The sequence below is a fragment of the Lactobacillus sp. IBH004 genome, from assembly GCF_026185255.2.
Classification (GTDB): Bacteria; Bacillota; Bacilli; order Lactobacillales; family Lactobacillaceae; genus Lactobacillus; species Lactobacillus melliventris.
On record NZ_CP110217.2, the window covers coordinates 500,260 to 513,414 of the forward strand.

Genomic DNA, 13,155 nt, shown 5'->3' on the forward strand with positions numbered 1-13,155 from the left:
ATGTCTGTAAAAGTTTTTAACAATTCAAAACACAAATGGCTAAGCGAAATTAGACAACACATGATTTCAGAAGAACTAGAAGCTGTTTTTTTGAAAAGAAAAAGTAATGGCTACTCATTTAGTGATTATAGCGAAGCTAAGAAATGGGTAGATAAGCTTAAAAATAATGGCTACAAAGATTATTCAAATGATGACTGGCTATTTTATGAAGGAGATAAATTGTTAAGCAAAAATATGTAGAGGTATAAAAATGTGCAGAATTAAAGAATTACGTGAAGAAAAGAATATCAGCAAAGCAGAATTAGCCAAATTAATAGAGCTAGAAGTTGATGAGCCATCAGATATAGACAATGTTGATGACTATCGAAAATTGGATCAAGAACAAGTAGAGAAAATTGCAATGCTTTTTGGTGTAACAGTTGCATATCTAAAAGGCAATATCCAATATCTCAGCAAAGAAGAGCGTGAATATCGTAAGAAAATTAAAGAAGCTGCTCAAAAGGAGTTTGAAAATTTTAAAGCTAACTGTCCTTATGATGATTTCGATGATGCGATTTCTCCCAGAGTATCTGCAATGGCACAGCTTTGTATCGCTGCCAATTTAATCAGAGTCACTGAAACTATCGAAGAAGTAAGTGACCATTTGTATGAATTAAATGACACAATTCACAGCTACGGTGTGGCTTCTTTACGCTAATAAATAGAGGCAAAGCAAAATGAACAGAATTAAAGAATTGCGACAAAGTAAAGGACTAACTCAAGCTGAACTGGCAACTAAACTTGGTGTGACAAGACAAGCCGTTAGTTTATATGAAAAAGGCCAAATAAAGCCTAAGATTGAAACGTTGAAAAAGCTAGCTGAATACTTCGGTGTATCTGTCACATATATAAAGGGCGAGACAAAAACTGAAATGCTGACAAAAATAATTAATACTATGTATTTAATTATTTGCAATAGAATTCCAATGTGTTCTGACAGAGAAACTATCGACAATACAGAAGATAGCAGAACTATAGCTGCTACGGAACTAATGCTTTTAATGTATCAGGTATTGAATTTGGATCATAACAAACAATTTGAAGAAATTGTAAGCAAAAACGCTAATTTATTAGGAATAAAAGGAAAAGCCAAACTTGATTATATTAGAGAATCTTCAATTTCTGCCACTGATGAAAATTATCAAAGCGATATAGAAAATGCTAAGGCATGGATTAAGCTCTATGAAAACTTGTAAGGAGGACTAAAAATGAATGGCTGAAAACGTATATTGCTCAACATGTGGCCAAAAAATAACTAGAAAGAGTGAGTTTTTTATCACAGTAAAAAGCTTTGATAAAGGTAAATTGAATTTTTGCAATATTGATTGCATGTTCGAGTACATGAGAAAACATGATGAATATTTGCTGATTGGCAAGGTTAAGTAAAAAATGGAGGATCAAAATGACAGTAATCAAAATGAATGACGGCGTTACTGAGTACGATGCGAAAGAGAACTTATCTTTCATAAAAAAGCTAATATTTAACGCAAATTTGCATGATGAAAAATTAATTGAAATTACAGATGTTAAAGAGGGTAATGTGTTGATCAATATAGACAGCATTTTTACAGTTGAGGAGACAACAAATGGCGAGAGCAGTTTACAGAAAGAATAAGGATGGCAAGGTTACCTACGTTGGGCACGTGCCACCTGAGTATCAATTGAAGGATAACGAGTTCTTTCAGAAGTTGCCTAATGAAAGGCATGATTGATGAAGATACTAGACGCATGCTGTGGTTCTAAGATGTTCTGGTACGACAAGCACGAGCCACATACGACATATATCGACAATCGCAGCGAAAAGGATCAGGTCAAAGATCGTCAATATATCAGAGATATAGTTGTCAGTCCTGACATTATAGCTGATTTTAGGAAGCTGCCATTCAAAGATGATGAGTTTGACCTGGTAATTTTTGATCCACCACATTTGATACACGCAGGTGAAAATAGTTGGCTAAAACTTAAATATGGCTGCCTTCCTGAAGATTGGTCAACTTACATTAAGGCAGGCTTTGATGAGTGCATGCGAGTTTTAAAACCAACAGGGACTTTGCTTTTTAAATGGTCAAACAATCAAATACCATTTACCAAAGTTTTTAACGTGATTGACCAAAAACCTATTTTGGGCGACCGCAGAGGTAGCACTCGATGGTCAGTTTTCATTAAAAGGAGCTAATTAATGGTTGTAAACATTAATTTTGAAGACATTCAAGGCAGAAAACGTAGTCTTTCCGAAAGAGAAATTTTAAGAGAAATTGAAACCGATACTGAAGATGGGGTACCAGCTGTAGCTATTGATACTACCCAAGGGTTTTATATGGTTGAAGCTAAAATGTGGCATGAAGCTAAGGCCAGGGTTGAAAAAATCGAAGAAAGAAAAAGAAGGTTAGATAGAGTAGCCGAATTTTTGCTAAATATACCGTGGTACATTCTATACATTTGGGCAGCTTTATTTTTAGTAGCAGCATATTCATTCTTTTTTATCATTCCACCAATTTATTTTTATTTTCATTGGAAAATAGTTTTTTGGCTGACAATACCAATTTACGGTAGCGTTATAGCTCTATCTATAAGATACGGGATAGAGTTCCTTGTTGAATATATACAGGAGAAGTTAAATAAAGATGATTAAATTCGGTGATAAATATGCAAGTAGTCGATGATCAGCTGGTTTTTCAAGACCAGCTTAGTAAAAAGTGGCTTGCGGTGCCACTCGTAAAATTAATCAGTGCAAGCACGAACAGCGGTATGCATTGGATTAATGTTTTTAACGAAAATAATGCAATTTGCACGGTTTTTGTGGATAAAGAAACTTATCAATACGCTAATATGTGCACCACACCGAGCATAGTTTTCTGGGAGCAAGAACATGATAAATAGAGCAGTTTTAACTGGTAGGTTGACTAAAGACCCTGAATTGAGAACAACGCAGAGCGGACTATCTGTTGCAGCATTTAACTTAGCAGTAGATCGGCAATACAGCAATTCACAAGGCAAAAGAGATGCAGACTTTGTCAGCTGTGTCATTTGGCGCAAAGCTGCAGAAAATTTCTGTAATTTTACGTCCAAAGGCTCACTTGTTGGTATTGATGGACGAATTCAAACAAGAAATTACGATGATAAAGATGGCAAGAGAGTATATGTAACAGAGGTGGTTGTTGATAACTTTGCATTGCTTGAGTCAAAGAAAGACCGCCAGAATAACAATAATGGCAGTTATGCAAGTAACAGTAACAACGGCAATTACAGTAAGAACGATAATAGTGCCAACTACGACAACAACAGTCAGGATCCATTTAACGGTTCGGGCGATACCATTGATATTTCTGATGATGATTTGCCATTCTAGAAAGGACTAAAAATTTAAAATGGAATTAAAAGAGCTGACGGACAAAACTCTAAAGCTATTCAATGTTAAAAATACAAAAGAGTTATTGTCAGCAATTGAAAAAAGTTACAACAACAACGATATCATGCAGCAATTCTGCGATCTAGTAAACAATGACCTATCGGTGGATTGGTTGCAGAAAATATATCAATACTATGAAGCTGATCGCAAAGATAAGAAACAGGATTACACGCCAGCTAGTCTAGCTGATTTGATGGCAAAAATTTCACTAAGTGAAAGCAATGAAGTAGTAGACATGTGCGCTGGCAGTGGTGCATTAACTATAGCTGCTTGGAGAGGCAATCCTAAAGTTAAAGCTACGTGCATTGAGTTAGATCAAAACGTTATTCCAATTTTGGTTTTCAACCTTGCAATTAGGAACATTAGAGCAAAAGTAATAAGAGCAGATGTTCTGAAGCGTGAACAATTCGAAAAATATCGAATAACACCTGGAGAAAAGTTCGGAAAGGTAGAAAAAATATGACAACAGTAATTAGTAATCCTCCTTACAACATGAAATGGGAATATCCATTTTTTGCTGCAAGTCAATCTAGGTTCGATTTAGGCTTGCCACCGGAAAATAATGCTAACTGGGCATTCATAGAAACTGCATTAAATGAAGTAGATCACGCGGTTTTCTTAATGCCTAAAGGTCTTCTTTCTTCTTCAAACAAAAATGAAAAATTGATAATTGAAAATGTAGTCAATATCTCCTGGCTTAAAGCAATTATTGCACTTCCTGATAAGATGTTTGAAAGTACCAGCATTCCAACCTGCCTTCTTGTTTTTGACAAACTGAATGATAGTCATAATGTGTTGATGATTAATATAGCAGATAAGGCTACGGAAGAAACACGTTTACAAAATGGACAGTTTGGTCAGGCCGCTACCAATCGAACTTATAAAAAAACAATTAATGTTTTAAGTAAAGAAGTAATTGATCAAACGATCCAATTGTTAAAAAAGCCAGAAAATATAGCTGGACTAAGTCAGATAGTTACGCAAGATGAAATTGCAGAAAATGATTATTGTTTGACACCAACTAGATATTTTAAGGTGGAGTATAAAAAAGCAAAACATAGGGATTATAAGGATATTGTTAATGACCTTAATCATATAATTAAACTTAAAAATCAGCTAAAGATAACGATTAATAATAAAGCGGCAAAAGACTTAGGTGTATATGAGCTGGTACAGCAATTTAAAGAATCGCAAGAAAATAGTAGGGAAATTGCTAAAACCATTAAGGAAGATAACAAGCTTAACTTAATTGAAGAAAAAATGGTGACAACGACTAATAGCAAAGTTCTAAAAATAGAAGTGCAGGATTGGGACGAAATACCTATCTTGTTCGCGCAAATAATTAAAGAATGGTCACAGATGATCTATGCTCTTAATCTAGAAGAAAACCGTTATTTAGCTGAATATAAAGAAGCTCTTTTAGACGACCTATTTTAGGAAATTAAAGGAGGCTAATTAATGCAGAGTGATAAGTCAGAATATCATAGCCTGGTATTTGGTGTTCTCGGCGATCCGCAGGGTAAAGCAAGACCGAGGTTTGCTCGTAGAGGAGATTTTGTCAGTACCTACACACCATCCGCAACTCAAAAATATGAGGAGCTGATTAGATACTGCGCACAAAAAGTAAGACAGAAAAATGGCATTAATAAGCCTATCTCAGCTGACATTAGTTTGGGTATCAGAGCCTACTTTAAAATTCCGAAAACCTATTCTAAAAAGCGCAAAGAAAGGTGCCTTAATGGTGAGGAGCGCCCTAGCAAGAAGCCTGACAGCGACAATATCGCAAAAATCGTCCTAGATGGTTTAAATCCGAAGATGAAAGTTGATCATGTGCAACATAAAGCAATATGTGTGCATGAGGGACTGTATCGGGACGACAAACAGGTGGTATCACTCAAGGTGGAAAAGTATTACTCAGAAAGACCTAGAGTGGAAATAACAGCTAAATGGCAAAGTAAAAGTAAAGGAAAGGAGAAAGAGACGTGAGTATTCCGACTAGTATAATCAGTCAGTTAAACGAGCTGGAAGCTGATCATGATGGCTCAATCAAAAATGTGCCTGAAGATAATCCAAAATTGAAAAAGCTAAGACTGTTTTTTAATCCGAGCGAAAATCCCATTAAAAAAGAAAATGAGATTAAGCAGTTAATTCTTGATGGCTATAGTCGACAAGAAATTGTTGATAAGACATCAACGTCATTAGATACTGTCAGGAGAGTCATTAAAAGATACCATTTAGTGTTACGGCCACTATTTACTTACGTAGCCGTAAAAAAGGGCAGCCCCAAAATTTATACTAATAACTATAACAATTATCACCAGGTAATATCAGGTCATCATTGTGGTTTACCCAGAATGAGAAAAGCTATGGCTAGAAAAGGTTATCGGTTGATTAGGTTGCATAAGCCTATTCGCTGGAAAAAATTGGCACCGGGAGACATTTATTTAGAACGTAAAGGACTTTGTGTTAAAAAGTAGGTTTGAAAGTAATGATTGGAGTTGTTCAATTGAGTTTTTTAAAGAATACAAAAATCGATATTACGAAAACGGCGCAGAACGTTAAAGACTTTTTTGAGCATGACTTTGACCATTATTTGAACCTTTCGGGCAAACATCGCTCGGATTTGTCTAGTCCACAAATGGATATTACAGGTATTACAGCGCACAATGGCGTTAATCATCAGGACGAAAGTATGGCAGTTAACATTGATGCAGAGAACTGTGTATTGGCAGTTGATCACACGATTAGCAGTTGCAGTAATTCTGGTGAGAAGCCATATGGAACTATTCTTTACCTGTCCTACATCAAAAATATTAGCAATTATGCTATAGCGCAACGATTGGGTTATCAGACTACACGATATTATGAGTTAAAGAACAGGGCTTTAGTTGAGTTTGCGGAACGAATGGAACTATACCGTAAGCGAGATCACACCTCGATTGAAGACCTAAGAATATTTGAAGATGAACAAAAGGAAAAATTCCAAAAGCGGACAATGAGCGGACAATGAGCGAAGTCCGAGCGGAGTGTTTACGTTATATTATGGTATTGTCGAAAGATTAGGGATAATCCTTGATAGCTATTAAAAAACGTCCGGGACGACGTTAAACTAGCAAAAACAATTTTATTTTTTCTAAAATATACTCCTCCAAGAGTCGCGGTAATGGTTGAAGCCGGGTCCGATTCCCGACACCGCAATAGACACGCCATGACCTTAATACATGTTTATTTGGATAATCTATAATATGTTTTCAGAGTTTAATATTTAATATTAAGAGAGCGTGTCAAATGTGGACTAATTGATATGGTGGTCAATATGATAATGCAAGGATTAGACCTATCAGTAGTCCATATTTTTATGTCTTTGGTGTAAGGTAGCATAGCGGTCTCCAAAACCGCAGATGTGGGTTCAAACCCTGCAGGACATGTATAGCATCTATGATGATTAATGTCATAGGTGTTTTTTTGTAGTTAGAAAAAGTATAGGAGGTGGTGAAATGATGTGACTGATGCAGAGAAACGGATAGCTGCACAACACGATTATGAGCTGGGAATGAAGTATAAGGACATTGCCGAAAAATATGGTGTGTCTTTTAATACTGTAAAGTCATGGAGAAGTCGTTATGGCTGGGTAAGAAAAGGTGCAAAAAAAGGGTGCACTAAAAAGCCAAAAAGGGTGCACCAAAAAACACCAACGGGTGCAGCCATTGCACAACTAAATGACAGTGATTTACCTGATAAGCAAAAAGAGTTCGTGCTTGAATACTTGCGACTTTACAATGCTACTCAAGCTTACCTAAATGTGTTTGGTGGAGGGTATAAAACGGCAAATGTATGTGGTCCGCAATTATTAGTAAAACCTAGTATTCAACAACAAATAAAAAATATTCGCGAAGCAAAGCTAAAAGAATTGGCAATCGAACCATTAGACCTAATCGAAGACGTAGCTAAGGAAGCCAAAGCAGATATTGGTAACTATCTTAACTTTGGCAGTTGGCCAGAGAAGCTAGTCGAAAGGAAGAAGACTAAAAAATCTTTCAAAGACGACAAAGGTCATGAGCTAAGCACTAATGTTGTTGAAGATAGGCCAGTGTTAGATGCTGACGGCAAGCAGGTCACAATCCACCACAGCTACTTGTACTTTAAAGACAAAGACCAAGTTGATACTTCCCTGATTAAGAAGATAACCAAGGGCAAAGATGGTGCAACAATTGAGCTGTACGACAAGACTAAGGCTCGTGACAAGCTACTTGAATGGCTGAAAGAACAGAACAACGACAATGATACGACAGTAAACATCAATTTTGACGTGCCAAAGGAGGACAAAGATGCAGGTAAGCCTTAAGAATAACATCTCACCAGCGTTTTATAGCCTTTTTTGGGACGTACATAACAAAAAACATGCTAATTATTGGCTAAAAGGAGGACGTGGAAGCACAAAGTCCTCTTTTATTTCGATTATGATTGCGCTTGGCGTGATGCAAGATAAAAATGCTAATGCGATTGTCTTGCGTAAAGTTGCTAATACATTACGTGACTCGGTTTTTGAACAATACCTATGGGCAATAGACCTATTACACGTTGATGAATATTGGCAGTCGTCTGTTAGTCCTATGCAATTGACCTTTAAACCAACAGGTCAGCAAATTAGATTCAAGGGCGCGGACGATCCGAGAAAAATTAAATCGCAGACCTTTAGACAAGGCTACACGAAGTTCAAGCATTTTGAAGAGGTAACCGAGTTTAAAGGTATGGAAGAGATCCGTTCAATCAACCAGTCTCTTGGACGTGGTGGATCAGGAATAATTACCTTTTATTCTTATAACCCACCAGCAAGGCAGTCTAACTGGGTTAATCAGGCTGTAGATCAGGAACAGATGCGTAAAGATACACTGGTTAACTTGTCTGATTATCGCTCTGTTCCGAAGTCGTGGCTAGGTATTGAGTTCTTAGCAGATGCGGAGCAGTTAAAAAAAGACAATGAGAAAGCATACAGACATGAGTATCTAGGTGAAGTAACAGGTACTGGTGCAGAAGTGTTCAACAATATCACCACACGTGCCATTACTGATGATGAGATTGCTACTTTTGATAAGGTTTATCATGGCTTGGATTTCGGTTTTGCACACGACCCTACAGCGTACGTAAAAATATATTGGGATGCGGCTAGACGCCGTATTTTTATTTTTGACGAGTTTGAACGTGTTGGTCTTAAGAATCGTGATGCAGTTGAAATGATCAAACAGCGCAATCCATTAAATGAGCCAGTAATTGCTGATTCTGCATCCCCTGGAACAATTGCCGAGTACCGTGATTTAGGCTTAAACATTTATGGCGCTCGCAAAGGACAAGGCTCAAGAGATCACGGTTATAAGTGGTTAGAAGATTTACGAGAAATAGTCATTGATCCTGCAAGATGTCCTGATGCGTGGCGTGAGTTTACGGGTTATGAGTTTGAACTAGACCTGAACGGTAACTATAAATCAGGTTATCCAGATGGTAATGACCATACCATGGACGCTACACGATACGCATTAGAAAGATTAATTCAGAAAGGAGGTTTCGAACCTTGGAAGTAGAAGCAATGAAAAAGCTATTGCAAAGCACGCAAGCAAGACGTACGCAATTTATATCGAAGTACGGCACGTCAAAACGATATTATTTAAACGAAAATGATATTACTTTAAAGAACAATGGCGAGTCTAAAACGAAGGAAGAAGATGCTGGTAAAGAAAGCAAAAACCCTTTTAGAGCAGCTGATAACAGAGTAAGTTCAAACTTCCATCAATTATTAGTTGACCAAGAAGCAGGTTATCTCGCTACGAAGCCACCAACAATAGACGTTGATGACGATAAACTAAATCAGCAAATCAAAAGCACATTAGGAGATAATTTCGGCTTAAGATTGAATGAGTTAGTTGTAGACGCAGCTAATGCAGGTATAGCATGGCTACACTACTGGGTTGATGACAATGGGCAATTTAGATATGCAATTGTGCCACCTGATCAGATAACGCCAATCTACTCTACTGACCTAAACCGCAAGCTAGTGGCACTGAGACGTTCGTATAAGGAGCTAAATTCAGACACAGCCAAGTATCATTGGGTGCATGAATATTGGGATGATCAGACAGTTACAGCCTTCAAGTCGAGAGATGAACAGTTTACTGATCTTCAACCACTGGACGATAGATTTACCATTTATGATGCAACGACAGGTGTTGAGACGGGAACCTCAAGTGTCAACCATCATGGTCTAGGTCGTATTCCGTTTATTGCATTCCCGAAAAATAAAGAGCGACAACCTGATCTATATCATTACAAAGGCTTAATTGACGTTTATGACAAAATCTATAACGGCTATGTTAATGACCTGGACGATATTCAGCAGGTTTTCCTTGTTCTTAAAAACTATGATGGTCAAGATTTTGGCGAATTCAGGAAAAACTTACAAAAATATAAGGCAATTAAAATCGCAAATTTGGGCAATGCTGATGCCTCTGGAGTAGATCAGATGGCAATTGATATTCCGACCGAAGCCAGAAATGCAATGCTTGAGACAACTAAGACTAGCATCTTTGTTCATGCTCAAGGAATTGATCCAACGGACTTTAAAACCAACAATGCCACAGGTACCGCAATTAAGATGCTATATTCCCACCTTGAATTAAAGGCAGCCAAGACGGAAGCATATTTCAGGGACGCACTGACTGAATTAGTTCGGGCAATTATGAATTGGCTGCATGTGTCAGACGCTGATAGCCGACCCATTGAACAGATCTGGACGAGAACAGCCATTCAAAATGATGTTGAAAAAGCGCAAGTGGTTGCTCAGTTGGCAAATTGGACTAGCAAAGAGGCAATTGCTAAGGCTAATCCAATTGTTGAAGATTGGCAACAAGAACTGAAAGACCAACAGGACGATTTAAAGGAACGAACTGATCAATTTGGTAACCCTGACAACCTAAACGGCGGTGACAATAATGACGACGAAAAGGGAAGTTAATTATTGGAAACGTCGTTTTCTTTTTGAAAAAAAACGGCAACTTCAGAATACAGCTGAATATGAAACAGCTATGCGTGCTCGCTTAAAAGAAGTCGAGCAGGTATTGGAGCAAGAAGTTGATTATTGGCTAAAGCGCTATGCGGCTAATCAAGAGATCACTGTTAAAGACGCTCGTAAGATACTCTCAACCATTGGTACACGTGACTGGCACATGACGCTTACCGAGTTCAAAGCCAAAGCAAAGGCAGGTGGTTTTGATAAAGAACTAGATGCTGAGTATTTTCGCAGTCAATTATCAAGACTAGAAAACATAGACGGACAATTAACTAGCTTGTTAGCTCAATACGCCACATCTGAGACGGATAAAATGGAGAGTAGTTTGTCTAATCAGTATCAGCAAACCTACATGCATAGCATCTATTTAACGCAAATAGAGAAAGCTAAATTATCCAGTAACTTTGCCACCTTAAATGAGTACCAGGTAAAAACCATCGTGAACAAGCCATGGCGAGGCAGTGATTTCTCAAAGCGAATTTGGAAGAACTACACCAAAATCTTACCTAATGAGCTAGGCGATGCATTATTGCGAGGATCAGTTCTAGGTCATTCCAACGAGCAAATATTTAAAATGATGCGCCAGCGTTTAAAAGACGTTGAGGATTATCAATTACACAGGCTAATTATTACTGAGATGGGACATGTAGCAGAGACAGCTACAGCTAATGCTTACAAGGAAGAAGGAGTTGACCAATACCAATATTTAGCAACGCTTGAGTCACATACGTGTGATGAGTGCGCTCATTTAGATCAGAAAGTCTTCGATTTGAAAGACAAAGTTGAAGGCTTGAACTATCCGCTAATACATCCATATTGTAGATGTACCACAATGCCTTACATTGAAGGATTACCAGACAGCTCCGAGCGCTGGGCTCGTGATCCTGAAACAGGTAAGGGTGTGTATGTTAAAAACATGACCTTTGAACAATGGCAAAAGACAATTTAATAACTCAATAAAGCAGCAATTAAGCTGCTTTTTTTATTGCCCTGAGCATGGCGTAAAAAGGCTTATTTTTTATGCCTTGATTGTGTTCGCCACACGTAAAAAAGAAGCGAGAGAGGAAATAAATATGAAACGTGAAGAACTAAAAAAACTGAATTTAACAGATGAACAAATTGACAAAGTAATGAGCCTACATGGCGCCGATGTTGAAAGCATGAAGTCTAAATCTGAAGAACTAAATAAGACTAATGAGTCGTTGCAGTCGCAGATTGCCGAAAGAGATAAAGATTTAAAAACACTCAAAAAGCAGGTTGGTGACAACGAAGAACTCACTAATCAATTTAAGGAACTTCAATCGAAATATAAGCAGGACACAGAAAATCTATCAAAGGAATTGCAACAAACCAAGCTTAATAGCGCAGTCGACAGTGCATTAAGCAAGGCAAAGGTACGTAATAACAAGGCTGCTAAGGCTCTGCTGAATATGGACGAGGTAAAGCTCAACGATAAAGGCGAACTTGAAGGCTTAGACGATCAAATTAGTTCATTACAAAAAACAGATAGCTACCTGTTCGACCAGGGCAGTAAAGAGCCGTATCAACCACAAGGTGGCGGATCTAAGACCGACCCTGATCCAGTAGCCACTATGACAAATATATTCAAAGGAGAAGAAAGTAAATAATGGCAACAGTAAATTACGCAGAAGCATATCAACAAGCAGTACAACAAGCATTTTATGACGGACACTTGTATACTGCTCCACTATGGCAATCACCAAGCAACAGCTTAATCAAATTTGACGGTGCTAAACATATCAAACTTCCTAGACTCACAATTGAGGAAGGTCGTCGAGACAGACAGCGTCGTACCATCACAGATATAAAGGCTAACTACAGCAATGATTGGGATTCTTATGAATTGAAGAATGAACGTTACTGGAGCACACTTGTAGATCCATCTGATGTAGACGAATCTAATTACGTCGTTTCAATGGCCAATATTACTCGTCAGTTTAATTTGGACGAAAAGATGCCCGAGATGGACAAGTACATGTTCAGCAAGCTGTTTTTAGAGAAACAAACTAAAGATAATGGTAAAGGCATTACAACAGATACGCTTGACGAAAAGAATATCCTTACTGCCTTTGACAACATGATGGTTGAATTTGACGAGGCAAGAATTCCTAACCAAAACAGATATCTGTACGTTACACCTAAAATCAACGCAATCTTAAAACGTGCTGAGGCAATGAACCGTGGCTTAACGCTTAAAGACCCAAACAATGTACAACGTACGGTTTACAGCCTTGATGATGTCACAATTACGGTAATTCCATCTGATTTAATGCAGACAGCATATGATTTCACGGTTGGTGCTAAGACTATTGATGATTCTAAGCAAATTGAAATGATGCTCATTTACAATGGTGTTCAAATTGCCCCTGAAAAATACAGTTTCGCAGGATTTGACGCTCCTAGTGCTGCTAATAATGGCAATTACCTTTACTACGAGCAATCTTACAATGATGTTCTTTTACTTAATACCAAGACAGCAGGTATTCAATTCGTTATAGCTGATAAAGCTACAGCACAAGCACCATCTAATAGTTCAAGTGGAACTCAAGCAGAGACTAAGTCAGCAGATGCAGATTCAGATACTAAGGCAAGTAGCACTAAAACTGCAAGTAAAAGTGGGAAGTAA

The 13,155-nt window shown here is 37.8% G+C and carries 21 protein-coding genes and 1 tRNA gene; all 22 read left to right on the forward strand.

The annotated features are described in order from the left end of the window. Nucleotides 1–240, forward strand: a complete 240-nt coding sequence (locus LDX54_RS02505) for a hypothetical protein (protein ID WP_265666975.1) — start codon at nucleotides 1–3, stop codon at nucleotides 238–240. A gap of 10 nt (nucleotides 241–250) precedes the next feature. Further along, nucleotides 251–697: a hypothetical protein gene (locus tag LDX54_RS02510; protein ID WP_265666974.1), complete on the forward strand. Its 447-nt coding sequence runs from the start codon at nucleotides 251–253 to the stop codon at nucleotides 695–697. Nucleotides 698–716: 19 nt separating this feature from the next. Then, nucleotides 717–1,235: a helix-turn-helix transcriptional regulator gene (locus tag LDX54_RS02515; protein WP_265666973.1), complete on the forward strand. Its 519-nt coding sequence runs from the start codon at nucleotides 717–719 to the stop codon at nucleotides 1,233–1,235. 16 nt (nucleotides 1,236–1,251) lie between these two features. After that, nucleotides 1,252–1,425, forward strand: coding sequence for a hypothetical protein (locus LDX54_RS02520; protein WP_265666972.1), 174 nt, complete (start codon nucleotides 1,252–1,254; stop codon nucleotides 1,423–1,425). Nucleotides 1,426–1,441: 16 nt separating this feature from the next. Continuing rightward, entirely contained in the window at nucleotides 1,442–1,654 is a 213-nt protein-coding gene (locus LDX54_RS02525; RefSeq protein WP_265666971.1) for a hypothetical protein, read from the forward strand. Continuing rightward, nucleotides 1,626–1,751 carry a hypothetical protein gene (locus LDX54_RS02530; RefSeq protein WP_265666970.1) on the forward strand — a complete coding sequence of 42 codons (126 nt, stop codon included), beginning with the start codon at nucleotides 1,626–1,628 and terminating at the stop codon, nucleotides 1,749–1,751. The genes LDX54_RS02525 and LDX54_RS02530 overlap by 29 nt, the downstream gene beginning before the upstream one ends. Beyond that, a complete protein-coding gene (locus LDX54_RS02535) occupies nucleotides 1,751–2,215 on the forward strand; it encodes a methyltransferase domain-containing protein (protein ID WP_265666969.1) in 465 nt (154 codons plus the stop codon). Before LDX54_RS02530 ends, LDX54_RS02535 begins: the two co-directional genes overlap by 1 nt. Nucleotides 2,216–2,218: 3 nt before the next feature. Next, nucleotides 2,219–2,671, forward strand: a complete 453-nt coding sequence (locus LDX54_RS02540) for a hypothetical protein (RefSeq protein ID WP_265666968.1) — start codon at nucleotides 2,219–2,221, stop codon at nucleotides 2,669–2,671. A gap of 14 nt (nucleotides 2,672–2,685) precedes the next feature. Further along, a complete protein-coding gene (locus LDX54_RS02545) occupies nucleotides 2,686–2,919 on the forward strand; it encodes a hypothetical protein (protein ID WP_265666967.1) in 234 nt (77 codons plus the stop codon). Further along, nucleotides 2,909–3,388: a single-stranded DNA-binding protein gene (gene ssb, locus LDX54_RS02550; protein WP_265666966.1), complete on the forward strand. Its 480-nt coding sequence runs from the start codon at nucleotides 2,909–2,911 to the stop codon at nucleotides 3,386–3,388. The genes LDX54_RS02545 and ssb overlap by 11 nt, the downstream gene beginning before the upstream one ends. A gap of 19 nt (nucleotides 3,389–3,407) precedes the next feature. Next, nucleotides 3,408–3,911, forward strand: a complete 504-nt coding sequence (locus tag LDX54_RS02555) for an N-6 DNA methylase (protein ID WP_265666965.1) — start codon at nucleotides 3,408–3,410, stop codon at nucleotides 3,909–3,911. Further along, nucleotides 3,908–4,885 (forward strand): N-6 DNA methylase, encoded by a 978-nt coding sequence (locus LDX54_RS02560; protein WP_265666964.1) that lies wholly within the window; start codon nucleotides 3,908–3,910, stop codon nucleotides 4,883–4,885. The genes LDX54_RS02555 and LDX54_RS02560 overlap by 4 nt, the downstream gene beginning before the upstream one ends. A gap of 21 nt (nucleotides 4,886–4,906) precedes the next feature. After that, nucleotides 4,907–5,434 carry a RusA family crossover junction endodeoxyribonuclease gene (locus tag LDX54_RS02565; protein WP_265666963.1) on the forward strand — a complete coding sequence of 176 codons (528 nt, stop codon included), beginning with the start codon at nucleotides 4,907–4,909 and terminating at the stop codon, nucleotides 5,432–5,434. Continuing rightward, nucleotides 5,431–5,925 carry a hypothetical protein gene (locus tag LDX54_RS02570; RefSeq protein ID WP_265666962.1) on the forward strand — a complete coding sequence of 165 codons (495 nt, stop codon included), beginning with the start codon at nucleotides 5,431–5,433 and terminating at the stop codon, nucleotides 5,923–5,925. Before LDX54_RS02565 ends, LDX54_RS02570 begins: the two co-directional genes overlap by 4 nt. A 29-nt stretch (nucleotides 5,926–5,954) precedes the next feature. Further along, entirely contained in the window at nucleotides 5,955–6,458 is a 504-nt protein-coding gene (locus tag LDX54_RS02575; RefSeq protein WP_265666961.1) for an ArpU family phage packaging/lysis transcriptional regulator, read from the forward strand. A 348-nt stretch (nucleotides 6,459–6,806) separates the two neighbouring features. After that, nucleotides 6,807–6,876 (forward strand) — tRNA-Trp (locus LDX54_RS02580). Between the two features lie 74 nt (nucleotides 6,877–6,950). Beyond that, nucleotides 6,951–7,793 (forward strand): terminase small subunit, encoded by an 843-nt coding sequence (locus tag LDX54_RS02585; protein WP_265666960.1) that lies wholly within the window; start codon nucleotides 6,951–6,953, stop codon nucleotides 7,791–7,793. Next, entirely contained in the window at nucleotides 7,777–9,027 is a 1,251-nt protein-coding gene (locus tag LDX54_RS02590; protein WP_265666959.1) for a PBSX family phage terminase large subunit, read from the forward strand. Before LDX54_RS02585 ends, LDX54_RS02590 begins: the two co-directional genes overlap by 17 nt. Then, on the forward strand, nucleotides 9,018–10,454 hold the full coding sequence (locus tag LDX54_RS02595) for a phage portal protein (protein WP_265666958.1): 1,437 nt from the start codon (nucleotides 9,018–9,020) through the stop codon (nucleotides 10,452–10,454). The genes LDX54_RS02590 and LDX54_RS02595 overlap by 10 nt, the downstream gene beginning before the upstream one ends. Beyond that, nucleotides 10,432–11,457, forward strand: a complete 1,026-nt coding sequence (locus tag LDX54_RS02600) for a minor capsid protein (RefSeq protein WP_265666957.1) — start codon at nucleotides 10,432–10,434, stop codon at nucleotides 11,455–11,457. Before LDX54_RS02595 ends, LDX54_RS02600 begins: the two co-directional genes overlap by 23 nt. 124 nt (nucleotides 11,458–11,581) lie before the next feature. Then, complete coding sequence (locus tag LDX54_RS02605) at nucleotides 11,582–12,136, forward strand: phage scaffolding protein (protein WP_265666956.1); 555 nt, start codon at nucleotides 11,582–11,584, stop codon at nucleotides 12,134–12,136. After that, nucleotides 12,136–13,155: a capsid protein gene (locus LDX54_RS02610; protein ID WP_265666955.1), complete on the forward strand. Its 1,020-nt coding sequence runs from the start codon at nucleotides 12,136–12,138 to the stop codon at nucleotides 13,153–13,155. The genes LDX54_RS02605 and LDX54_RS02610 overlap by 1 nt, the downstream gene beginning before the upstream one ends.